The 24,634-nt window shown below is 50.9% G+C and carries 21 protein-coding genes; 2 read left to right on the forward strand and 19 right to left on the reverse strand.

Going from position 1 to position 24,634, the window contains the following annotated elements:
• Positions 1–300 precede the first annotated feature (300 nt).
• Together thpR and purU are read left to right on the forward strand one after the other, a co-directional pair.
• Positions 301–861 (forward strand): RNA 2',3'-cyclic phosphodiesterase, encoded by a 561-nt coding sequence (gene thpR, locus CDA54_RS08350; protein ID WP_099034546.1) that lies wholly within the window; start codon positions 301–303, stop codon positions 859–861.
• A gap of 157 nt (positions 862–1,018) precedes the next feature.
• Positions 1,019–1,873 (forward strand): formyltetrahydrofolate deformylase, encoded by an 855-nt coding sequence (purU, locus tag CDA54_RS08355; protein ID WP_099034547.1) that lies wholly within the window; start codon positions 1,019–1,021, stop codon positions 1,871–1,873.
• A 146-nt stretch (positions 1,874–2,019) separates the two neighbouring features.
• Here the strand turns inward: purU and mutT are convergent, their stop codons facing one another.
• From mutT to mraZ, 19 genes are all read right to left on the reverse strand, one after another.
• Positions 2,020–2,415, reverse strand: a complete 396-nt coding sequence (gene mutT, locus CDA54_RS08360) for an 8-oxo-dGTP diphosphatase MutT (protein WP_099034548.1) — start codon at positions 2,413–2,415, stop codon at positions 2,020–2,022.
• 64 nt (positions 2,416–2,479) lie between these two features.
• Positions 2,480–5,176, reverse strand: coding sequence for a preprotein translocase subunit SecA (gene secA / locus CDA54_RS08365; protein WP_099034549.1), 2,697 nt, complete (start codon positions 5,174–5,176; stop codon positions 2,480–2,482).
• Positions 5,177–5,512: 336 nt separating this feature from the next.
• Positions 5,513–6,424 (reverse strand): M23 family metallopeptidase, encoded by a 912-nt coding sequence (locus CDA54_RS08370; RefSeq protein WP_099034550.1) that lies wholly within the window; start codon positions 6,422–6,424, stop codon positions 5,513–5,515.
• A gap of 242 nt (positions 6,425–6,666) precedes the next feature.
• Positions 6,667–7,581 (reverse strand): UDP-3-O-acyl-N-acetylglucosamine deacetylase, encoded by a 915-nt coding sequence (gene lpxC, locus CDA54_RS08375; protein WP_099034551.1) that lies wholly within the window; start codon positions 7,579–7,581, stop codon positions 6,667–6,669.
• A 174-nt stretch (positions 7,582–7,755) separates the two neighbouring features.
• Complete coding sequence (ftsZ, locus tag CDA54_RS08380) at positions 7,756–8,928, reverse strand: cell division protein FtsZ (protein ID WP_099034552.1); 1,173 nt, start codon at positions 8,926–8,928, stop codon at positions 7,756–7,758.
• A gap of 79 nt (positions 8,929–9,007) precedes the next feature.
• Positions 9,008–10,237 (reverse strand): cell division protein FtsA, encoded by a 1,230-nt coding sequence (gene ftsA / locus CDA54_RS08385; protein WP_099034553.1) that lies wholly within the window; start codon positions 10,235–10,237, stop codon positions 9,008–9,010.
• 58 nt (positions 10,238–10,295) lie between these two features.
• Entirely contained in the window at positions 10,296–11,036 is a 741-nt protein-coding gene (locus CDA54_RS08390) for a cell division protein FtsQ/DivIB (protein ID WP_099034554.1), read from the reverse strand.
• The gene (locus CDA54_RS08395) at positions 11,033–11,965 is read right to left on the reverse strand and encodes a D-alanine--D-alanine ligase (protein WP_099034555.1); all 933 of its coding nucleotides are present in this window, start codon (positions 11,963–11,965) and stop codon (positions 11,033–11,035) included. The genes CDA54_RS08390 and CDA54_RS08395 overlap by 4 nt, the downstream gene beginning before the upstream one ends.
• Positions 11,965–13,416 (reverse strand): UDP-N-acetylmuramate--L-alanine ligase, encoded by a 1,452-nt coding sequence (gene murC / locus CDA54_RS08400; RefSeq protein WP_099034556.1) that lies wholly within the window; start codon positions 13,414–13,416, stop codon positions 11,965–11,967. Before murC ends, CDA54_RS08395 begins: the two co-directional genes overlap by 1 nt.
• On the reverse strand, positions 13,413–14,495 hold the full coding sequence (gene murG, locus CDA54_RS08405) for an undecaprenyldiphospho-muramoylpentapeptide beta-N-acetylglucosaminyltransferase (RefSeq protein ID WP_099034557.1): 1,083 nt from the start codon (positions 14,493–14,495) through the stop codon (positions 13,413–13,415). The genes murC and murG overlap by 4 nt, the downstream gene beginning before the upstream one ends.
• Positions 14,492–15,697: a cell division protein FtsW gene (gene ftsW, locus CDA54_RS08410; RefSeq protein WP_373286060.1), complete on the reverse strand. Its 1,206-nt coding sequence runs from the start codon at positions 15,695–15,697 to the stop codon at positions 14,492–14,494. The genes murG and ftsW overlap by 4 nt, the downstream gene beginning before the upstream one ends.
• A complete protein-coding gene (gene murD, locus CDA54_RS08415; RefSeq protein WP_099034558.1) occupies positions 15,694–17,013 on the reverse strand; it encodes a UDP-N-acetylmuramoyl-L-alanine--D-glutamate ligase in 1,320 nt (439 codons plus the stop codon). The genes ftsW and murD overlap by 4 nt, the downstream gene beginning before the upstream one ends.
• A gap of 6 nt (positions 17,014–17,019) precedes the next feature.
• Complete coding sequence (mraY, locus tag CDA54_RS08420) at positions 17,020–18,102, reverse strand: phospho-N-acetylmuramoyl-pentapeptide-transferase (RefSeq protein ID WP_099034559.1); 1,083 nt, start codon at positions 18,100–18,102, stop codon at positions 17,020–17,022.
• On the reverse strand, positions 18,096–19,490 hold the full coding sequence (gene murF, locus CDA54_RS08425) for a UDP-N-acetylmuramoyl-tripeptide--D-alanyl-D-alanine ligase (protein ID WP_099034560.1): 1,395 nt from the start codon (positions 19,488–19,490) through the stop codon (positions 18,096–18,098). The genes mraY and murF overlap by 7 nt, the downstream gene beginning before the upstream one ends.
• Entirely contained in the window at positions 19,487–20,989 is a 1,503-nt protein-coding gene (murE, locus tag CDA54_RS08430) for a UDP-N-acetylmuramoyl-L-alanyl-D-glutamate--2,6-diaminopimelate ligase (RefSeq protein WP_099034561.1), read from the reverse strand. The genes murF and murE overlap by 4 nt, the downstream gene beginning before the upstream one ends.
• Positions 20,979–22,724, reverse strand: a complete 1,746-nt coding sequence (locus tag CDA54_RS08435) for a peptidoglycan D,D-transpeptidase FtsI family protein (RefSeq protein WP_099034562.1) — start codon at positions 22,722–22,724, stop codon at positions 20,979–20,981. The genes murE and CDA54_RS08435 overlap by 11 nt, the downstream gene beginning before the upstream one ends.
• Positions 22,721–23,041 carry a cell division protein FtsL gene (gene ftsL / locus CDA54_RS08440; protein ID WP_099034563.1) on the reverse strand — a complete coding sequence of 107 codons (321 nt, stop codon included), beginning with the start codon at positions 23,039–23,041 and terminating at the stop codon, positions 22,721–22,723. Before ftsL ends, CDA54_RS08435 begins: the two co-directional genes overlap by 4 nt.
• Positions 23,038–23,973, reverse strand: coding sequence for a 16S rRNA (cytosine(1402)-N(4))-methyltransferase RsmH (rsmH, locus tag CDA54_RS08445; protein WP_099034564.1), 936 nt, complete (start codon positions 23,971–23,973; stop codon positions 23,038–23,040). The genes ftsL and rsmH overlap by 4 nt, the downstream gene beginning before the upstream one ends.
• Entirely contained in the window at positions 23,973–24,431 is a 459-nt protein-coding gene (gene mraZ / locus CDA54_RS08450; RefSeq protein WP_099034565.1) for a division/cell wall cluster transcriptional repressor MraZ, read from the reverse strand. Before mraZ ends, rsmH begins: the two co-directional genes overlap by 1 nt.
• Between the last annotated feature and the right edge of the window lie 203 nt (positions 24,432–24,634).

Here is a 24,634-nt window from a genome sequence, read left to right on the forward strand (position 1 = left end):
TGATGTTTGTACTTCAGCTTGTATTAATATGCAAGGTACCCGCTCTTTATTACGCCAGGTACTCAGAGTGTTATCCACACTGACCATCGTAAGTGGCCCCGTTCAATACTCTGCCACTCTAAGGGGCCGTTGTAACTCATAATATCCAACAGACAGCTGCGCACCTGCAAGTAAGAGGTACAGGGTTTAACGTTAATTACCACTGTGTTTATATCTGCATAGTACTTTGTGACAACTATCCGTTGCCTGCAATAGTATGCACACCTATCATTGGCCCAAATACAATGGAGAAGGTCTGGTATGCGATTATTCTTTGGCCTTGAGCTGGAACCATCAGTAAAGTTAACCATAGACAAATGGCGTGAAATAAACCTCCCTCCGCTGGAAGGCACGGTGCCGGTGGCGAACTTTCATATAACCCTGGCATTTCTGGGTGCCGTACCCGTGCAGCAGCACGAAACGCTGCTTGAACTGGCTCAACAGGTCAGCCATCCGGCATTCTCCATCACTCTTGATCAGATGGGCTACTGGCCCAAACCAAAAACGCTCTGGATTGGGCCTTCCCATATTCCGCCCGCGCTGAGAGACCTGGCCAGCAGTCTTTCTGCAAAAGCCAGTCGATTAGGGTTGCCCAAAGATAGCAGACCCTATGTTCCCCACATCAGCCTCTATCGTAAACAGGCCAGTAATCCTCCTGTTTGTCTTATGCAACCGGATATTTCCATCGACTTTGAGCACTTTTGTTTATTCGAATCCCGCTCCGGTCGCTCGGGTGTTCAGTATCAAGTACTGGAGCGCTGGCCATTAAATACCGGGTTAAGTGTCAGAGAAAAACTGGCTCGAGGAAGGCTCGACCACTAGAGGCTACAGTCAGCTTCACAGTCACTGGTAGCTGCTACGTCAGCTATTTACAGAATGTTCATATACCGGCCTGACGGCAAAGTCACTGGCGATCCCCTGGCCGGTCATATATTCTGTGTCCGAAAAACTCTATTCACCAGTATGAGACAGGTACAGCATGCAACAAACCTTTCGTCTGGTCATTGACTGCCCTGATCAGGTCGGTCTGGTGGCCGCAGTGAGTCAGTTTCTGGCCAACCATAACGCTACGATTATTGAAGCCAGCCATCACACAGACCAGCAAACCGGCCGCTTTTTTATGCGCCATGAAATCAGGGCAGACTCTCTTCCCCTTAGTCTGGAAGCGTTCAGGGGATTGTTTGAGCCCATCGCCAGCCAGTATGATATGCACTGGCGGCTGAGTGATTCTCACCACAAGCAGAAAGTTGCACTGCTGGCCAGCAAAGAATCTCACTGTCTTAATGATTTGCTTCATCGCTGGCATACCCATGAGCTGCATTGTGATATTCCCTGTATTATCGCCAATCATCCACATCTGCAGCAATTTGCTGACTGGTATGATATTCCTTTCCATTGGGTGGATTTTGAAACGCTGGGTAAACCACAGGCGTTCAGTGACATTCGTAAATTACTTCTTCATTATCAGATTGACCTGACCGTACTCGCCCGCTTTATGCAGATTCTGCCCGATGACCTGTGCCAGGATCTGGCCGGTAAGGCGATCAACATCCATCATAGCTTTCTGCCTTCTTTCGCGGGCGCACGCCCCTATCAGCAAGCCTATGATCGTGGCGTTAAGCTAATCGGTGCCACCTGCCACTATGTAACATCAGATCTGGATGAAGGGCCGATTGTTGAACAGGAAGTGATGCGTATCAGCCACAGTGATACTGCAGCGGATATGGTTCGTAAGGGTAAAAATTGCGAAAAACAGGCACTGGCTAATGGTGTGCGCTATCACCTGGAAGACAGAGTGATTATCCACCAGCACAAGACCGTGGTATTTGCCTGAGACATTACACCTGAGAAAGCAGAGGCGGGAAAAAGGGGTCGTAAAAAGGGGTCGTAGTTAATTTACTCTGTGTCTGTTACGACATAGACAGATCTAGTGATAAATTAACTACGCCCCCTTTTTACTTAATTAACTACGACCCCTTTTTACTTTTTCCCGAGCAATTTTTCAATTATCGCCTTATTGGCCTGAGGAAAAGGATACTCTGGCAAAGATGTTAACGGCACCCATTGGCTTTGCTGGCCTTCGCGCCCATGGGGTTGGTCAGAAAAGTCCCGCACCAGAAATACCTCGAGACACACCGCCTTGTCTCCATAATCGTGCTCAATTTGCATAAAAGGCACTGCGGTATTTACTTTAATCCCGGTTTCCTCATGTAGCTCACGCACCAGCGCCTGGGCTGGCGTTTCATTTTCCTCGCATTTACCGCCGGGGAATTCCCACTTTCCACCCTGATGAAGGCGTGTTTCGCGCAACGAGATGAACACCCGATCGCCTTCAAGGATAACGCCAACGGCGACTCTGACTTGTTTTTTTGGCATAGATAATTTCTGATTTATAAAATAAAGGCCGGAAAAACCGGCCTGTTGTATTCATCACAGTATGCTATGACAACTTGCCATGGCATTGTTTGTATTTTTTACCCGATCCGCAAGGGCAGGGTTCATTGCGGCCTACTTTCTGGCCTTCACGAAACTGCGTCTGAGGTGTACCAGCGGCGCCCTGACCATCGCCAGGATGACGTTCTGTCTGGTTCTCATGGCTCTTGCGACGTTGCTCTTCTACCGCTTCAACATCAGATTCAGCCCTGACCTGCACTTTACTCAGTACGCTTATCACCTCAACTTTAAGGTTTTCAAGCATTTCGGTAAACAACTCAAAAGACTCGCGCTTATATTCCTGCTTGGGGTTTTTCTGTGCATAACCACGCAAATGAATACCCTGTCTGAGGTGATCCATGGCCGCCAGATGTTCTTTCCAGTGGCTGTCCAGGCTTTGCAGCATAATAGCCTTTTCAAACTGTCGCAGTACAGACGCGCCGACCATCTCCTCTTTGGCTTTGTAAGCCTTGACGATGGCCTCCTTAATCCGTTCACGCAGGATTTCTTCATAGAGCTTATCGTCTTCATCCAGCCACTGCCCAATAGGCAGGTCCACCTGAAAATCTGATTTAAGACGTTCTTCCAGACCAGGCACATCCCACAATTCGGCAAGCGACTGAGGAGGAATATACTGGCTGATCACCGTATCCACCACATCATCGCGTATTGCCTCTATGGTCTGGCTGATATCGGATTCATTGAGCAAATCGTTGCGCTGTTCATAGATCACTTTACGCTGATCATTAGCAACATCATCAAACTCAAGCAGCTGCTTACGAATGTCGAAGTTGCGGGCTTCTACTTTACGCTGTGCATTCTCTATGGCTTTGGTAACCCAGGGATGTTCAATGGCTTCGCCACGTTCCATTCCAAGACGCTTCATCATATTGGCCATCCGATCTGAAGCGAAGATACGCATCAGTGAATCTTCCAGCGACAAATAGAAACGTGAGGAACCGGGATCACCCTGACGGCCCGAGCGGCCGCGCAGCTGATTGTCAATACGGCGGGATTCATGGCGTTCGGTACCAATGATATGCAGGCCACCGGCCTCAATTACCTTGTCATGCTCTTCCTGCCATTCACTCTGAATACGCTCTACGGTACCAGGCTTAGGATCTTTGATCTTATCCAGCTCCGCCTGCCAGTTACCTCCAAGTACGATGTCCGTACCACGACCTGCCATGTTGGTCGCAATGGTTACAGCACCGGGTCGACCGGCCTGAGCGATAATGTCGGCTTCGTGCTCATGGAATTTAGCATTCAGGACTTTATGAGGGATCTTGCCTTTTTTAAGTACGCGGGACAAAAGCTCTGAGTTTTCAATAGAGATAGTACCTACCAGAACCGGGCGGCCTTTCTCCACACATTCCTTAATATCCGCAATGATGGCCTCATATTTTTCTTCGGCAGTCAGATAGATAAGGTCTGCTCTGTCATCTCTTATCATCGGCTTGTTAGTAGGAATCACCACCGTTTCGAGACCATAGATGGACTGAAACTCAAAGGCTTCGGTATCTGCTGTCCCGGTCATTCCTGCCAGTTTATCGTACAGACGGAAGTAATTCTGGAAGGTGATGGAAGCCAGCGTCTGGTTCTCGTGCTGAATCTTCACCCCCTCTTTGGCTTCTACAGCCTGGTGCAATCCCTCAGACCAACGACGACCTTCCATAGTACGCCCTGTATGTTCATCGACAATGACGATTTCACCCTCTTTGACGATATAGTCCACATCCCGCTGAAACAGCTTATGTGCCCTGAGTGCGGCATTAACATGGTGCATCAGGGAAATATTGGCGGCCGCATACAGTGATTCGCCCTCAGGCAACAGACCGTTCTTGTGCATAATGTCTTCCACATGCACCTGGCCCCGTTCGGTTAGATGAATCTGCTTGGCCTTTTCATCGATGGTGTAATCGCCATCACCTTCCTTGCCTTCCTCGTCTTCATTTTCCTGCAGCTGCAATTCGGGAATAATCGCATTAACCCGCTGATAGAGCTCAGAACTGTCATCAGCCTGACCGGAGATAATCAGCGGGGTTCTGGCCTCATCGATAAGGATCGAATCCACTTCATCCACAACGGCATAATGCAGGGGCTTCTGAACCCTGTCATCGGGACTGAACGCCATATTGTCACGCAGATAATCAAAGCCAAATTCATTATTGGTGCCGTAGGTAATATCCGCAGCATAGGCGGCTTTCTTTTCTTCATGAGACATACCTGGCACGTTGCAGCCGACGGTGAGCCCCAGAAATTCAAATAACGGGCGATTCCATTCGGCGTCACGGCGAGCCAGATAATCATTCACTGTTATCACATGCACGCCTTTACCGGTCACGCCATTAAGATAAGCCGACAAGGTGGCGGTAAGGGTTTTACCTTCACCGGTACGCATCTCCGCAATTTTGCCTTCATGAAGCACCATGCCGCCGACCATCTGCACGTCAAAATGACGCATTTTGAATACACGTTTACTGGCTTCACGTACCACAGCAAAAGCTTCCGGCAGAATATCATCGCTGCTTTTCCCCTGGCTCAGTTGCTCCTTGAATTCAGCGGTTTTCTGCTTAATCTGCTCATCGCTGAGCGCCTCATACTCAGATTCCATCTGGTTGATGGCATCGACCACTTTACGCAGCTTTTTAATTGTTCTGTCGTTACGGCTACCAAATATCTTTGTAAAAATGCTCGAAAACATGGATTTACGGCTTCCAATTATTTAGATTCAATTATCAACTTTGTGCCAGGGAAACATCACGGCAACAGCACAAAAGTCCCTCTTTTTTTTCTGCTCCTCGCGGTGTAACTGCCTCCACCGAGGAGACAAACACCAGGAAACGTCCGGAGCGTTTCAGGACAGCTTTAGCTGGCCCGCGCAGCGGGTTTGTCTCACGGATGAGACAAACACCAAGAAACGTCCGGAGCGTTTCAGGACAGCTTTAGCTGGCCCGCGCAGCGGGTTTGTCTCACGGATGAGACAAACAAAACAATCGGCCGTAGCCGATTGTGCAAAGATCAAACAGGAGTCAGGGATTTAGCCTTTTCGGTATACGAATGGCAATGGATCTATCTGCTTTCCTTTCTTCAATACTTCATAATGCACATGGGGCCCGGTTGACCGTCCGGTGGAGCCCATCACACCAATCACCTGGCCTTTGGTCACCACGTCGCCCACATGAACCTCGAGTGATTTATTATGGCCATAGCGGGTGATCAGGCCATTGCCATGTTCAATTTCCACCAGATTCCCATAACCATATCGCTCTCCGGCCCAGGTTACCAGCCCTGCACCCGTTGCAACTACGTCATCGCCTTCACTTCCGGCAAAATCGATACCTTTGTGCATCGCTGGCATTCCGGAAAAAGGATCTTTCCTGACGCCATAGTATGAAGACAACCAGCCCGAATTAATGGGGCGCCCGGTAATTGCACTCTGGCTTTCAATATGGTGATGACGTAATACAGATTCAAGCACCTGCAATTGCCTGGTCTTATTATCCAGTTCCGCCAGCATGTTATCCATGCGGCTAATGAGATTGTCAGCCGAGGCTAAGTCCAGATTTGCAAGCTCATGAGTTGGGCCGCCTGTTGCGGGTAAATCAGAAAAATTAAATTCCTGAGGATTCAGGTTAGATCCTGCAACCAGCTTTTCGCCAAGCGCATTGAGCCTGAGCAATTGCCCCTGCATTTCACCCATTTTCACCAGCATTCCGGTCAGTTGCTCTTCGGTGGTTTGTTTTAGTTGCTCAATTTCCTGCTGCTGTTGCCTCAAACCGGTTTGGGTATACATAACCCTCTGCGCACCATCTGACAGCGGATCGGTTCCACGAGCCGCAATAATAAAGGTCATTGCCAGGGTCAGCACAATCGCGGCAAGCAATTGCCGACGACTCAGGCTAAAGCGAAAGCTTTTCTTATTCGTACTGATTTCCAGCGTAAAACTCATTGCTACCCTTACTTTAACACTTCAACGACACCGTAAAACTTGCGATAGCCAGAATTGACGGGCGATGCACATTATTCTGATTCTAAACTGAGTTGACGTTAAAAAAAAGTTTGTCGGACGTTTGAAATCATAACCATGTACCGGTATCTATACCGCTTGTATCAATATTGCTGAATTCACGCATATAATATGCCGAAAAAAATAATGCCGCTGAGTGCGGCATTATTTTTTCTGGCTATCATTTACCCGACCATCACCGGTAAACCAAATTGAATTGGCAATTTGTCTTCAGATTCATAGCTGACATATTCCCAGCAGTCCTTTTGTGCCAATAACTGGTTCAGTAACTTATTGTTAAGACCATGACCAGACTTGTAAGCACAGAGTTCACCAATAATAGCGTGGCCACCCAGATACAGATCGCCGATGGCGTCGAGAATTTTGTGTTTCAGAAATTCGTCTTCATAACGCAGACCTTCCTGATTCAGTACCCGATATTCATCCAGTGCAACGGCATTTTCCATACTGCCACCCAGCGCCAGGTCATGGGAGTGCATATACTCAAGATCTTTCATAAAACCGAAGGTACGGGCACGGCTGACTTCATCAATGTAAGAGGAAGTATCAAAATCCATGATCATATGCTGTCGGGTCTGGCTGATCACCGGATGCTCAAAATCAATCCTGAAATCCACCCGAAAACCATTGTGAGGTCTGAGCTCCGCCCATTTTTCGCCATCTTCCACGCGGACGTTCCTGGTGACGCGGATAAAACGCTTTGCAACATTTTGCTCTTCAATGCCTGCAGACTGCAGTAAGAAAATAAACGGGCTCGCACTGCCATCCATGATCGGCAGTTCGTTGGCATCCACTTCGACGATAATATTGTCGACTCCCATACCGGCAAGGGCAGAGGACAAATGCTCTACAGTAGAAATGCTGATACCGTCTTCATTACTAAGGCAAGTACACAACATCGTATCTCCTACCGCATCAGCACGGGCAGGAATATCTACAAAAGGAACAAGATCAACACGCCGGAACACGATCCCAGTGTTCGCAGGCGCGGGTCGGAGAGTCATGGTGACCTTGTCACCTTTATGCAGACCTATTCCGGTTACCTGTACAGATTGCTTCAGAGTACGTTGTTTGATCATCTCGCTATAGCTCAAAAATTAATCAGCATGCAAAAAGGGCGCGTATTTTAGTGGTTTGACCACACTTTGTCAAAATTTCTGTTTTGGCTAAGTTACAGAAAAACCTGAACTTATCCGCCAATATGAATTTAGTGTGACAACCAATCACCATAAAGGTGCAATATTCAACCCGGTTTAATCCGCTTGCTTGCGCAAAAACGCAGGAATATCGAGATACTCCAGATCACTGTTCTGCTCGGATTTTTCCTCTGATGGCGTCACCGCAGCCGTTTTATCCTGGGCCTGAGCCGCTCTGTCAGCCTGACCTGCTGACTGCAACTTAAACTCAGTGGCTTCGCTGCTTTGACGCCCTGAACTGCGGTTACTGACCAGGGAAATTTCAGGCTTGCGCTCGGCACCAATGCCGGTAGCTACAAGGGTGACCCGCAGCTCGTCTGACATATCCATATCGATAACCGTTCCCACAACTACGGTTGCGTTTTCAGAAGCGAAGGCTTTAATCGCATTACCCACGGTTTCAAACTCGTCAATCGCAAAGTCAGGACCGGCGGTAATATTAACCAGGATCCCACGAGCACCGGAAAGATCGATGTCTTCCAGCAGCGGACAGGCGATGGCTGCTTCAGCCGCTTCTTCGGCGCGATCTTCACCGCTGGCCACACCGTTACCCATCATTGCCATGCCCATTTCTGACATTACAGTGCGCACATCGGCGAAATCCACGTTGATCAAACCCGGGCGGGTAATCAGCTCAGCAATCCCCTGCACCGCACCACGCAGTACATCGTTTGCCGCACTGAATGCCTGTAATAGTGGCGTACCACGCCCCATGACTTTGAGCAGTTTTTCGTTCGGAATGGTGATCAGCGAGTCTACGTATTTAGACAACTCATCAATGCCCTGTTCAGCGAACTCAATGCGCTTACGCCCTTCAAATGGAAATGGCTTAGTCACCACCGCAACGGTGAGAATTCCCATTTCTTTGGCGATACGTGCCACTTCTGGTGCAGCTCCCGTGCCGGTGCCACCACCCATACCAGCAGTAATAAACACCATATCAGCGCCTTGCAGACACTCCTGAATGGTTTCGCTATCTTCTTCAGCGGCCTGACGGCCGATAGCCGGATTTGCTCCGGCGCCCAGCCCTTTGGTAACACCTGAGCCGATCTGCAAGGTGACATTGGCTTTAGAGCTTCTGAGCACCTGAGCGTCGGTATTTACCGCAATAAACTCAACACCTTCAATATTATGTGCCAGCATATGCTCCACGGCGTTACCGCCGCCGCCGCCTACACCTATGACTTTTATTACTGCTTCTTCGTTATGACTATCCATTAATTCAAACATACTCTCTCTCCGGTTTTTTTCTTAACAACATCCGGCCCTTTGCCGGGTCAGATCCCGCTAAACTTATCTTTAACAGTGACTAAAACTCACCCTTAAACCAACTCTGAACTCTGTGCCAAATACCCTGGGATGCTTTCTTCTGAGCCAACTGTCTCGCTCGCCAGTGTTCTTTTCCATATTGCAATAGTCCGATCACGGTAGCGAAGGTGGCATCTTCCACATACTCAGACAACCCTTTGATATCCAGGGGCTGCCCGACACGAACCGGCATCTGAAAGATCTCTTCGGCAAATTCAACTGCTCCTTCCATCTTCGCCGTGCCGCCTGTCAGAACTATACCTGCAGCGATCTGCTCCTCCAGGCCACTGGCACGGATCTGTTCATGTACCAGTTCGAACAATTCCTGATACCGTGGCTCAATCACTTCTGCCAGGGTATGTCTGGACATGGCTCTGGGCGGACGTCCTCCTACACTGGGTACCTCAATGCTCTCTTCCATGCTGACCATGTCTTTGAGTGCACAGGCATAATTGATTTTGATTTCTTCGGCGTGACTTAAAGGCGTGCGGAAGATCTTGGCAATATCGCTGGTGATCTGATTTCCGGCCACAGGAATTACGGCTGTATGGCGAATGGCGCCATCGGTGTAAATAACAATATCGATGGTGCCACCACCAATATCAACAACACAGACACCCAACTCTTTTTCATCATCCGTCAGTACGGCATAACTCGATGCCAGCGCGGAGAAAATAAGCTGATCATCATTCAGCTCACAACGTTCCACGCATTTGACCAGATTCTTGGCCATATCGTCGGCGCAGGTAATAATATGCGCTTCGGCTTCCATTCTGACACCAGACATGCCCACAGGGTTCTTGATCCCCTCCTGCACATCAATAGTGAATTCCTGTGGCAGTACGTGCAACAGCCTCCTTTCAGCTGCAATCGGAACCGAACGGGCCGCGTGGATCACATTGTCCACATCTTCCTGGGTCACTTCTTTGTTATTGATCGGAACCATGCCATTTTCATTCTGGCACTGCACGTGACGACCAGAAATGGACATAAAGACCGACGATACCCTGCAATCAGCCATCAGCTCCATTTCATTAATAGCGCTTTGTACCGATTGCACCACCAGATTCAGGTCATTGACTCCGCCTTTGTCCATCCCCCGGGCGGCATGGGTACCAACACCCACCACACTGATACCACCGTCATCGAGAATCTCGCCAACCACGGCTTTGACCTGACTGGTACCAATGTCCAGTCCTACGATTAAATTGCGATCCGTTACCTTAGACACCTGTCGGCTCCACTGTTACTGCTCTCATTTTCTGCTCTTTTAATAAACTCATTATTAATCAGCTCTGCTGCTCATCAGCTTGTTTCCAGCCCACTGCCAGACCTGTGTCATATCGCAGATCGACATATTCCGGTTCGCGTTCTCCCTGCATCAGCAAGGGATAGATATCGACAAAGCGCTGTAGTTTGTCGATAAACTCACTGCGCCCCAGATTCAGCTCAAGCTCGTTGCTTAACTCTACATGCCAGGCAAAACGCTCCGTTAAAACCAGCTCTGTGATGCCAAAACCACTTTGCTGCAGCAACGCCAGCATCGCCCTGTAACCATCCAGGGCGGCCTCTTCACTGCCCTGCGGGCCGAACAAATCAGGTAATTCCAACCCTTGTGGAACCCTGGCCATAAAGCTCTCGGCGCGGTTGTTGAGTAACATATCCTGATTCCAACGCGCCACCGCTACCTGCTCAACCAGATGCACATGTAAATTGTTCGGCCAGTCTTTGCGAACAGATGCCCGATAAACCCATGGCAGCGCTTCTATATCTGCTCTGGCTTTTTTAACGTCCAGCTGAAAAAAGCTGCCTGGTTGATTCGCCCGCACAACCCTGTCAACGTCCTGCTCAGATATATATTTGAAGTCACCACTGACTCTGATTTTTTTGACCGGCAACCTCTGTTCATCTTCCAGCCAGGCATTGAGCTGATATAACCCATAAGCCATTACTGTCAACACAGAAGCCAGAAAACTCAGCCCTATCCACAGACCAGGCCGTTTGTTTTCTCTGATCGCCAGCTGTCTCATCCGGCCCCCAAACTGGTCTGCAGAATCGCCAGAGACAACTGCCCGAAGTCCATTCCTGCTTCACGCGCCGCCATCGGCACCAGGCTCTTTTCGGTCATTCCGGGCACCGTATTGGCTTCGAGCAAATAAAAGTGGCCTTCTGCATCCTGCATAAAATCTACCCGACCCCAACCATTGCCACCTAAAGCTATGAAGGCGCGCTGTGCGATTTCCGCCAGCCTGAGTTCAAGCTCGTCGGACAATCCACTGGGACAGAAATATTCAGTACTGGAAGCCTGATATTTGGCTTCATAATCATAAAAATCCCGGGGGGTTTGCATGCGAATTGAAGGCAACGCCTGGCCCTGGAGCAGACTGACAGTATATTCCTGTCCCTGAATATACCGCTCCAGCAATACCTGTGAATCATATTCAAAGGCACTGACTACTGCCTGCCTCAGTGCATCAGCAGTGCTGACTTTGGCCATACCAATACTGGAGCCTTCGCGGGCTGGCTTAACCATAACGGTGCCACCCAGGCGCGTAATTATATCGTCACACCTTAGCTGTTCAAAGGTGGATTTATCTGCCACCACGAAGTCCGATGTTGGCAGGCCCAGACTCTGCCATAGCTGCTTACTGCGTATTTTGTCCATGGCCAGCGCCGATCCCAACACTCCGGAGCCGGTATAGGGTACCCCCAGTAATTGCAGTGCCCCTTGCATGCTGCCATCTTCACCACCACGACCGTGTAACATGATCAGGGCCCTGTCGAACTTTTCGTCCAACAGTGCAAAAAGGCGCTTCTCTGACGGGTCAAAAGCATGGGCATCAACACCACTGTCCACCAAAGCCCGCAATACTGCATCACCGGATTTCAGAGACACCTGCCTCTCAGCAGAGTCACCACCCAACAGCACCGCTACCTTGCCAAAATCAGCTACCTGCATCAGCCCTTCTCCCCGGATCTTTTCATTTCGCTGATGTTAAGCTGGAGGGACTGAAGCCTTTTGGCCAGGTTGCCTATATTGCCCGCTCCCTGAGTCATGACCAGATCATTGTCCTCAATGACACCGGCCAGAATTCTGGGCAGCTCGCCTACATCCGAGACATACACCGGTTCAATCTGCCCCCTCTGGCGAATTGAACGGCACAATGACCTGCTGTCTACACCTTCGATGGGTGTCTCACCGGCCGGATAAATTTCCAACAGCAACAATACATCCACCTGTGACAATACGCGTACAAAATCTTCATACAAATCCCGGGTACGAGAAAAACGGTGTGGCTGATAAGCCATCACCAGGCGGCGATCAGGCCAGTTGCTGCGCGCTGTGGCAATGGTCGCTTCTACTTCCGTTGGATGATGACCGTAATCGTCCACCAGAATAGCCTGGCCTTTGCCCGTGTCATATTCACCAAGATACTCAAAGCGCCGTCCGATACCTTCGAAAGACGATAACGCATCAACGATAGCCTGTTCATCCAGTCCTTCTTCCAGTGCCACCGTTATCGCCGCAAGCGCATTAAGAACATTGTGTCGGCCCGGCAAGCCCAGCTTCACCTCAAAATCATTGCCATTGCTGCTCTGCACTGTGAAGCAACTGTGGTTAAAACCGTGACGAACATCGGTGGCGCGCACATCCCGTTGTTGCGAAAAACCATAGGTCAGCGTCTGGCGCCCAATTCTTGGTAACAACTCCCTGACCACCGGGTCATCGCCACAGACAACCGCCAGACCATAAAAGGGCAGGTTATGCAAAAAGTCTATGTAGGTATCCAGCATGCGCTGAAAGTCCCCTTCATAGGTCCCCATATGGTCCGCTTCTACATTTGTCACCACAGACACCATGGGTTGCAGATGCAGAAACGACGCATCGCTTTCATCGGCCTCGGCAATCAGGTAACGGCTGCTTCCGAGTCGCGCATTAGTACCAGCACTATTAAGCAGGCCACCAATCACAAAAGTCGGATCTTTACCTGCATGGGCAAAAATCGTGGCCAGTAAACTGGTCGTGGTTGTTTTACCATGGGTTCCTGCCACAGCGATTCCGTGGCGAAACCGCATCAGTTCGGCGAGCATTTCTGCACGCCGGATAACCGGTATGCGCCTGGCTCTGGCGGCCTGGATCTCCGGGTTTTGCGAATCGATGGCGCTGGATACCACCACCACATCGACACCCTGAATATTATCCTGCTGATGGCCAAAAAAGACTTTCGCCCCCTTTTCCTGAAGACGCCCGGTCATGCCGCTGACCTGCAGATCGGAACCTGAAATCTGATAGCCTTCGTTGAGCAATACTTCCGCTATTCCTCCCATACCGGCACCACCGATACCGATAAAGTGAATACGTTTAATGCGCCGCATTTCTGGCACGGAATAAGAATTCAGGGTTGTCATAACTTCTGCTCCACAATAAACCGACAACATGCTGCTACCTGCGCGGTAGCATCCGGACGAGCAACCTTTCTTGCAGCCGCAGACATTGATTGCAAACTTTGCTGATCGTTCACCAACTGCTGCAATCTGAGCCTGAATTCTTCGTCATTCAGGGTGTCCTGAGGTGCAAGTATCGCGGCACCGGCTTCAACCAGTACCTGGGCATTTTTACTCTGATGGTCATCAACAGCATGGGGCAATGGCACGAAAATAGCTGGCAAACCAGCCAGAGCAACCTCTGACACGGTCAGCGCACCGGCACGACAGATAATCAGATCGGCCCAGCCAAAGGCGCCGGCCATATCCGTAATAAATTCCTCTACCTGCCAGTGTTCAGATCCCTTCATGAGTGATTGATAGGTCTGCTCTACCTGTGTTTGATTACCCTTACCACATTGATGTCGTACCTGCAGATTCTGCAGCGAAGACAATACAGCTGGCAAAGACTGGTTTAAGGCCCGGGCACCAAGACTTCCACCGATCACCAGCACTCTGACTCTGTCGTCTTCTGACAGGTTGCGTCGCACAATATCACTGAAGTCAGCACGCACCGGATTACCCACCCACTGGTATTTATCATCGTCACTGACACCAAATGCACCGTCAAAACCTGTCAGTACTATTCTGGCCAGATACCGAAGCAGCTTGTTGGTCATTCCCGGCACAGCATTTTGTTCATGAATCAGCAGCGGCACTCCTGAGAGCCATGCCGCGACACCTCCCGGTCCGCTGGCGAATCCCCCCATACCCAGCACCAGATCCGGCTGATTTTGCTGAATCACCTTACGCGCCTGCCATACAGCCCTGAGGATCTGCAACGGGGCTGTCAGTAAACGCAACAGACCGTTACCCCTGACCCCCTGGACCGATAAGAAGGAAATAGGGTAGCCCGCATCAGGTACCAGTTCAGCTTCCATTCTCGCCGCCGTACCGAGCCAGTGAATCTGCCAGCCAAGCTCACGCAAATAGTCGGCCACAGCCAGCCCCGGGAAAATATGTCCGCCCGTGCCACCAGCCATGATCATCAGGGTTCGGGTCATTTTCCCCTCCCCCTTTTCTTGGTTTCACTGATAGCCTGTACGCCATCCATTCTTAGCTCAAAATCAATCCGCACGAGTATGGCCACGGCAATACTCATCAATATCATGCTCGAACCACCATAACTGACCAGCGGCAGGGTCAGGCCCTTCGTGGGCAATATACCGGCGCTGGCGCCCACATTAACTGCAGTCTGAAATGCCAGCCAGATACCAATAGCATGGGCCAGATAGCCCTCAAAATACCGCTCCTGCTGGAGAGCCAGATTACCCAGTCGCAATGCTTTAATCACCAGCATCATCAACAGCGCCAGTACCGCGCAGACACCAATAAACCCAAGCTCCTCGGCGAGGATCGCCATGATAAAATCCGTGTGCGCTTCGGGCAGATATTCAAGTTTTTGTAAGCTGTTCCCCAGCCCCTGCCCTGAGAAATGGCCACGGCCGTAAGCCATTAAAGACTGGGTTAACTGATAGCCACTGCCGAAAGGATCGGCCCAGGGATCCAGGAAGGCAGTAATTCGCCTGAGCCGGTATTCTTCAAACATGATCAGTGCTACCACTGCCGACAAACCGCTTAACAGCAGGCCGAAAAACTGCCACAGCTTTGCACCGGCCAGAAAGAGCAGTCCCACCGTTGTCGCGAACATAACGACCACCGTGCCTAAATCAGGCTGCATCAACAGTAATAGCGCGAGTAAAAACAGCACCGCCAGTGGCTTGATAAAGCCTTTCAGGTTCTCGGTGACCTCCTCATATCGGCGCACCAGATAGCCGGCCAGATAACAAAAGAAAAACAGTTTGGCCGGTTCTGCTGCCTGAAGTGTCAATGGACCGATAGCCAGCCAACGTGTGCTGCCGTTGACGGTACGACCCACCAACAACACCGCCACCAGTAATACCAGTGACAATAATAAAAGATAAACATTACTCGCCTGCCACCAGCGCATCGGAATCTGCATGGTGATCAGGGCCGCAGAAATCGCCAGCACCAGGTAGATCCCATGGCGAATAGCAAAGTGAAACGGACTGTCAAACATTCTTGCTGCCGTAGGCATTGACGCTGAAGTGACGATCACCAGCCCCAGACTCATCAGACTCAGGGCGATCAGCAGCAAACCCAAATCATAGGGTCGCTTGCCACTGGCACTATGGCGAAGCTGAAACAGACGCTGCAGCTGACTGGCTGTATTTGCCATAGTCATATCAACGCCTCCACCGCCTGACTGAATACCTCGCCCCGCTGCTGATAGTTATCAAACATATCCAGACTGGCACAGGCCGGTGACAACAGCACCATATCACCAGGTTTAGCCATTGCATCTGCGGCTGTAACCGCTGCCTGCATACTGGCAACCCTCAGAGCACCGGGCTTCATTGAGGCTATTTGTTCTGCATCTTTACCCAGACAAATCAGATTATCGACTGCCCCTAGTGCCGTTTGTAACTGATTAAAGTCAGCTCCTTTACCGTCACCTCCGGCAATCAGCATGAGTCGCCCCTGTACCTGGGACCTTAATCCGGCAATCGCTGCCTGTGTCGCTCCAATGTTGGTACCCTTGGAATCATTAATCCAGACCACGCCATTATGTTCCCGTACTTTCTCACAGCGATGGGGAAGCCCCTTAAAGCTGGCGGCAGCTTTTGTCACGCCTTGTACATTCGCGCCACCAGCCAGTGCCAGTGCCGCCGAGGCCTGGACGTTAAGCAGGTTGTGCTCACCTACTAACTGACATTGTGCAAAGTTCAGTAAATCCTCACCATTGAGGGTAATAAACTGGTCTTTTAAGCGATAGCCCAACCCCTGTGCGGATTCGTTTAAACCAAAACCGATCTGAGAGGCGCCGGTCTCAGTTCCGGATTCAGGCAAGGTCAATGCATCTTCGCGATTAACCACCTGCAAAGCCGCATTTTTATAGATACGCAGTTTAGCCTGACGATAGGCTTGCACATCAGCATAGCGATCCAGATGATCGGGACTGATATTCAGTACAGTGGCGGCACTCATCGATAAAGAGCTCAACGTCTCCAGCTGGAAACTGGAGAGCTCCAGCACAGCGATGTCGTAACTCTGTTCCAGTAAATCCAGCACCGGTGTGCCGATATTCCCGCCACACACTGCTCTGACACCGCTGGCTTCCAGCATTGCGGCGGTCAGGCTGGTTACCGTACTTTTGCCGTTTGAACCGGTAATGCCAATAACCGGGCGCCGATTAAAACGAGCGAACAGTTCAACATCGCCGATCACCTCACAACCTGCTTCCACAGCCTGCTGAATAGCCGGTTCAGCCAGAGATACACCAGGGCTGAGTATAATCAGTGGTGTTTCACATAACGCACTGGCGTCGAAAGGCCCCAGATTCACCGATACTGTATCCGGCACGCTGGTTTTAAGCTCAGAACGGCTATCAAAGGCCGTTACTCTGGCTCCCTGAGCACACAAAAAACGCACACAGGAATGCCCGGTCAGTCCGAGACCGACTACAGCTACCTGTTGGTTTTCCAGTACTCTTTCGTGCATTCGCTACTACCTGAGTTTCAATGTGGCCAGCCCGATCAGCACCAGGATCAGGGAAATAATCCAGAACCTGACAATGACACGGGGTTCTGGCCAACCCTTAAGTTCATAATGATGGTGTATCGGAGCCATACGAAATATACGCTCCCCTCTGAGCTTGTAAGAGCCCACCTGCAATATCACCGACAACGCTTCAATGACAAACACCCCCCCCATTATGATCAGCACCAGTTCCTGACGTACCAGTACCGCCAGAATTCCAAGTGCGCCACCGAGGGCCAGTGATCCCACGTCACCCATGAAAACCATGGCCGGGTAGGTGTTAAACCATAAGAATCCCAATCCTGCTCCAACGATGGCAGTACAGATGATCACCAGTTCACTGGTCAGGGGAATAAAAGGAATATTCAGATAACCGGAAAAATTGACATTACCCGTCACATAGGCAAACACAGCGAATGCACCCGCCACCAATATCGTTGGAACAATAGCCAGGCCGTCCAGACCATCGGTCAGATTCACTGCATTACTGGTTCCCACCAACACAAAGTAAGTCAGGACGATATACATCAGTCCCAGCTGCGGCATGACATCTTTGAAAAAGGGCACAAGCAGCGCAGTTTCCGGGGCTTGTTGACTGCTAGTGTATAAATAAAACGCCACCACCAGCGCCACCAGCGACAACCAGAAGTATTTCCAGCGGGCGATCAGGCCATTGGCATCTTTTCGCACCACTTTGCGATAGTCATCCACAAAACCAATCAGGCCATAACTGAGGATCACAAATAACGACACCAGAACATAACGATTGCTCAGATCGGCCCACAACAGGGTACTGGCCAGTATGGTGGCAACAATAAGTACACCGCCCATTGTAGGCGTGCCTGATTTGGACAAATGCGACTCCGGGCCGTCATCACGTACGGTCTGCCCTATCTGCAGTTTCTGTAACCAGCGAATCATAACCGGTCCCAGCAGCACCGACAGGATCAGAGCCGTCAGGGTACTGAGAATCGCCCGGAAGGTCAGGTAAGAGAAGACATTAAAACCTGTATAGAACTGTTGTAACCAGTCCGTCAACCAGATCAGCATGCAATTCGCTCCCTTTGGCGTTCAAGCTTTCCCAGCTTGGATGCCTCAATGAGCTGCACGATCTCCTCCATTCGTGCGCTGCGGGATCCTTTGATCAATATAGTGATATCCCGCTGTTCACCCTGCAGTTGCAGCTGTAAGTATTCTAATAAAGCCGACTTGTCGGTGAAGTGTTTTCCGGCCTGAGCAAACTGGTCACTGGCCTGCTGACTCAGTACACCTACGCTGAACAGGTTATCAACCCCTTTTTGTCTGGCGTACTCCCCCATTTCTTCATGGTAGTAACGGGCTTTCTCGCCCAACTCCGCCATATCACCCAGTATCAACACGCTGCGGCCACTGAAGCTGGCCAGTAAGTCGATAGCGGCGCGGGTGGAGGCAACGTTGGCATTGTAACTGTCATCAATCAGCCGGACCTGGTTGGTCAGCTGGCGGATATTCAACCGGCCAGCCACATTCGACATCTGCAGCAGGCCCATTTTCACATCTTCCAGGGTTGCACCAACAGCCATCGACAGCGCCGCGGCACAAAGGGCATTGGCCACATTGTGCATACCCGGCACCACCAGTGAAATATCTACCGTCCCTGTTGGCGTATGCATCTGGAACTGAGCACAGCCATCCATTCCCAGAATCACATCTTCGGCATAAAAGTCGCCCTCTCGCTCGGAAAACGTCTGGACTCTCTTATCATGCAGCTTGCCCTGCCAGAATGACAAAAACTGACTATCGGCGTTAAGCACTGCCAGACCTTTTTCAGAAAGACTCTTAAAAATTTCACTCTTAGCCCGTGCCACGCCAAGCAGACTGCCAAAGCCTTCCAGGTGAGCGGCGGCGGCGTTGACTATGGTTGCGGCATCAGGGCGCGTCAGCGAAGTGGTATAAGCTATCTCACCGAGGTGATTAGCACCCATTTCCACCACTGCAAAATCGTGCTCCGCAGTAAGTTCCAGTAAGGTCAGTGGAACGCCTATCTCATTATTAAAGTTGCCTTTGGTCGCCAGCACTCTGCCTTTTCTGGATAAAATACAGGCGACCATTTCTTTTACTGTGGTTTTGCCGCTGCTTCCGGTGATTCCCACCACCTTCACCCTGGCCAGCTGCCGAATAGCACCAGCCAGCTGGCCCAATGCCTGACGGGTATCGTCCACCAGAATGCAGGGCAGCGAGGTTTCTACCGGGCGCGATACAATCAGCGCACTGGCACCTTTTTGCTCGGCCTGGTGAATAAATCCATGGCCGTCAAAGTTCGGCCCGGTCAGCGCCACAAAGAGATCACCGGCCTGTAAATGACGCGTGTCAGTACTGACACCGTTAATCGTCAGATTATCGCCCTGCAATGAGCTGTTCAGTTGTTGAGCAATCCATTCGAGTGTCACCGGGATCATGCGCAGTTCCTCTTTATCAATGTGGCTGCAAACTCACGTTCGTTATAATTAATTTTATTATTTCCAATCACCTGGTAGGGCTCGTGGCCTTTACCGGCTAACAGGATCAGGTCACCGTCATCTGCCTGTTCAAAAAGACGACGAATCGCAGCCTGGCGATCCAACTCCAACAACGCCTTATCCGGTTGCTGCATGCCGCCGAGGATATCCTCAGCAATCCTGTGCGGATCTTCTGAACGGCTGTTATCGTTAGTAATCATCACCACATCGGCGCTGGCCTCCGCCACGCGACCCATTAGCGGTCGTTTACCTTTGTCTCGGTCCCCGCCGCAGCCGAACAGACAATAAAGCTTGCCTCGGGCATGTTGTCGCAAGGCCACTAAAGCCTGCTCCAGTGCATCTGGTGTATGCGCATAATCCACCACCAGTGCGCCATGACCGGCCCGATGGAACACCTCTAAACGTCCAGGAACCGGGGCCAGTTGTGGTACCGATTCCATCAGTGATTTCAGCTCAGCGCCCAGTATCAACTGAGTGGCTAAGGCCCCGAGCAGATTAAGTACATTGAACTGGCCCATTAACGGCGACATCACCTGCCCATTGCCCCATGAACTCTCGATATCAATTCTGGTGCCCTGCGGCAGATAGTCGACTTTTGCGGCAATCACATGATCGTGTTCGGGGTAATGTGGGCTTTTTAAACCGCAGAACACGCTGTGTAAACGATGGCCGCCCACGGCTAACCAGTTTTCACTTTCCGGATCCTGTTGATTCAGCACCATCGCTCGCAGACCAGGCTGATTCAGCAACATGCGCTTGGCAGCCGCATACTGGTTCATATCGCCATGATAATCCAGATGATCCCGGGTCAGATTGGTGAACACCACCACATCGGTCTTGATACTGGCGATTCGGTGCTGCACCAAAGCATGAGAAGACGCTTCTAAGGCAACCATTTGTGCCCCCTGTAACTGCATCTCACAAAGCAACTTATGCATACTGATGGCATCGGGCGTGGTATTCGCCACTTCCTGTAGCTGACCTTGCATACCAGCGCCCAGCGTGCCGATGGTGCCGGCCTGCTCGCCCGTAAGCCGGGCCAGTTGAGCAATAAGTTGCACCGTGGAGGTTTTACCATTAGTACCGGTAACCGCGGCCACCTTTAGTTTGTCAGCGGGATGCTGATAAAATTCCGCCGCCAGAGCTGACAGACATTCACTGAGCCGGTAAAAATGAATGATCAGCGACTGTTCGCGCATTTCCACTTGTCCGTGCTGTTCCGGCTTGTCCGCTTGTGCAAGTATGGCTTTGGCGCCCAGGCTTACCGCCTGAGGGATAAAGTCACGGCCATCCTGATGATGCCCTTTAACAGCAACAAAAAGATTGTGAATGGCCACTTCACGACTATCCAGTATCATCTGTGCAACACCAATAGAAGGCGCTTCGATGCCAAAGGGCAGCAATAGTCGGCGCAGATCAACCACATCACTACGAGTCATGATGCTGCCCTCCTACAATGGCGGCCAACGAAGATACTGCCTTGTCATCAGGCGGTATATTCAACATCTGTAACGCCCCGGACATGATTCTGGAAAAGGTGGGTGCGGCGGTGTCACCGGAATAATAGAGATCTCCGCCCGGCTCATTGATCAATACCACCACCACCAGCTCAGGATTGGATACCGGTGCCAGTCCTGCGAAGATATTGACATATTCCTCGCCATATCCGCCCGCAACCGCCTTGCGGCTGGTTCCTGTTTTACCCGCTACCCGGTAACCATGAATCTGAGCTTTAGGCGCCGTTCCTCCATCCATTACTACCGTTTCGAGCATCTGAACCATGGCCCTTGCATAATGCGGGGATACCACAGACTCAGGCTGCGCCGGTGCTTGCGATTTAATCATTCTCAGGGGAAGCTTATCGCCATCATTGGCGATAATGCTGTACATTCTCGCGAGTTGTAAGGTGGTGACTGACAGACCATAACCAAATGACAACGTCGCCAGCTCAAAGTCAGACCAGCGATGGCGATCGTGAAAAATTCCACCGCTCTCGCCAATCAGATTGGTACCGGTGTCTCCTACCAGGCCAAACTGATAATAATTGTCGATAAAATGATTTTTCGGTACCGACAAAGCCAGTTTTGAGGTGCCCATGTTGCTTGATTTACGAATTACACCGGTCAAATCGAGCACACCATGATTTTTACCATCCCGGACCATGCTTCCCCCAATACGCATCCATCCTGGTGAGGTGTCCAGTGTATCGTTCAGATCCACAGTGCCAAATTCCAGTGCGGCCAGCACTGCCAGCGGCTTTGCCGACGAGCCGGGCTCGAATGTATCGGTGATGGCCCGGTTACGGATTCTGTGCGCCGAAACATTACTCCGATCATTGGGGTTAAAAGAGGGGCTATTGACCATCGCCAGAATATCCCCTGAATGCACATCTACCACTACCGCAGAGCCCGACGCCGCTTTATAGGTACCTACCGCCAGCTTAAGTTCTTTGTAGGCAAGCGCCTGAATACGCTGATCGATGGTCAGTTGCAGATCCTTGCCTGCCTGGCCTTCAATCTGCTCAAGTATTTCAACCTGACGCCCCTTGGCATCGCGTCGAATCTGACGAGAGCCCGGTGTGCCCGTCAGCCAGTCATCGTAAAGGCGTTCAATTCCTTCTATGCCCTTGTCGTCAACATCCGTAAATCCGATCACATGTGCAGTTGTCTCACCAGCAGAATAATAGCGCCGGGACTCATCACGAAGGTACACACCAGGGAGGTCGAGCTTGTCAACATAGTCGGCCATCGCCATCGAAACCTGGCGCTGAATATAGACAAAGCGCTTTTTGGGGTTTCCCAGACGGCTGGTTATCTGGGGTAACTCCTGACCCAGTACATCAGCGAGAGCCTGCCAGCGGCGATGATCGGAAAATCCGCCGTTGGCATGAATCACCTTTGGATCGGCATAAATCGCCCGCACCGGTATGCTGACCGCCAGCTCTTCGCCGTTACGATCGGTGATGATGCCCCTGTGTGCGTGGGTAATACGTACCCGCTTGGTGCGGTTGTCCCCTTGCTGAATCAGCGAATCGGGCTCAATCACCTGAATATATGCGGCCCGGGCCACCAGAGCAGCAAATACCCCAACCACTAGTGTGATCACCAGAATAAAACGCCACTCCACCAATCTGGGGCGCAGGTTCTGTTTGGCATGATTCCTACGGGCACTCATTTAATTCTCACCACAATTTCATCTGCTGGCTCCGGGCGTCTCATGTTCAATTCTTTGGCCGCCAAAGATTCGAGCCGGTTATGTTCTGTCAGCACACTCTGCTCCAGAACAAGATGACGCCATTCAACATCCAGTTGATCCCGCTGTTGCATCAGTTGCTCATGGCCTATGGCCAGTTGCCTGTTGTGGTGAACACTGAGGATGACCGCCAACGCGCTGATTACTACCATTAAAAACAACAAAACCCGCCCGGGGTGGCGAGTCAGATCGGTCCAGATAAGACTGATAAGATTGAAATGAGGGGTGGCTGTCTTCATAGTTTTTCCGCCACCCTGAGCACGGAGCTGCGCGCCCGGTTATTGACTTCCAATTCAGCCTGGGATGGCATTATCGCCTTGCCAACCAACTTCATCGCCTTGCTGGCATCCAGTTCCGCTTCTGTTATCGGAAATCCGGCGGGCACCTGTTTGCCACGGCTCTGCTCGCGCATAAAACGCTTTACCAGCCTGTCTTCCAGCGAATGAAAACTGATTATCGCCAGCCTGCCTCCCGGTCTGAGGGCAGCCAACGCGCCTTTAAGGGCCTGTCTGACCTCATCAAGTTCACTATTGACGTAAATTCTGATGGCCTGAAAGCTTCGGGTGGCAGGATGTTTATGCTTTTCACGAAACGGTACGGCTTCATCAATCAGCTCTGCCAGCTGCACAGTGCGGTTAATCTCTGTGGTATCGCGAGTGGTAACGATGGCATGGGCAATACGTCTGGCAAAGCGCTCTTCACCAAACTCTTTCAGTACCTGTACAATATCTTCCAGTTCCGCGCTTGCCAGCCAGCTGGCCGCACTTATCCCGCGGGTAGGATCCATACGCATATCTAACGGACCATCCCGCATAAAGCTGAAGCCGCGTTCAGCATCATCAAGCTGTGGCGATGACACCCCCAGATCCATCAGTATTCCGTCGAGCTGGCCGGTAACACCCAGTTGATCGGTTACATCGAGTAATTGGGAAAAGGGACAATGAACAATCTCAAAGCGCTTGTCATCAGCCAGGCTTGCCGCCGCATCGATAGCTGCCGGATCACGATCTAAAGCAATCAATCGCCCCTGTTCTGAGAGAGACGCCAGTAATGCGCGGGAATGCCCCCCACGACCAAAGGTGGCATCAAGATAGATACCATCGGGTTTGAGCGCCAGTCCCTGCAGCGATTCCTGCAGCAAAACGGGCTGATGAAGTTGATTGACGGACATTACAGTGAAAAATCCTGCAGTCGCTCAGTTAATTCAAAACCACCCTGCTGCTCAGTATCAATATCCTGATGAATTTGTTGCTGCCAGGTCTCTGCGTCCCACAATTCGAATTTATTCAGTTGCCCCACCAGCATCAGTTGCTTGTCGAGTCTGGCATGTTGACGTAATGGGCCGGATAACAAAAACCGGCCATTACTGTCCATAGTTCCTTCGAGGGCATATCCCAGCAGCAGGCGTTGTAAGCGACGTTCATGAGGATTCATACTGGAGAGACGAATGAGCTTAAGTTCAATTTCTTCCCATTCGGAAAGTGGGTAAAGTAGCAAACAGGGCTGTTGTATATCGATGGTACACACCAACTGTCCCTGACAATCGTCCAGCAGTGCTTGCCGGTAACGGGTTGGAACCGTTACACGTCCTTTACTGTCCAGATTGATTGCATTAGCGCCGCGGAACATTCCCCTAGCCTTCTTATTAAAATTGTTTTTTCCACTTTTTGCCACTTTTACCCACACAGCACAGTTTAGGTACCACCATGGTCTAGTGTCAAGGAATAAAAAACGAATAGATCAGGCCCTATAGAGCCTGACACACAAGGCTTTTCCGGAACTGATTGATAAGGTGGGAAAAAGTGGAAATCGAAGCGTAAAAGTCAGTTGAA

The sequence above is a fragment of the Lacimicrobium alkaliphilum genome (assembly GCF_002591895.1).
Taxonomy (GTDB): Bacteria; Pseudomonadota; Gammaproteobacteria; order Enterobacterales; family Alteromonadaceae; genus Lacimicrobium; species Lacimicrobium alkaliphilum.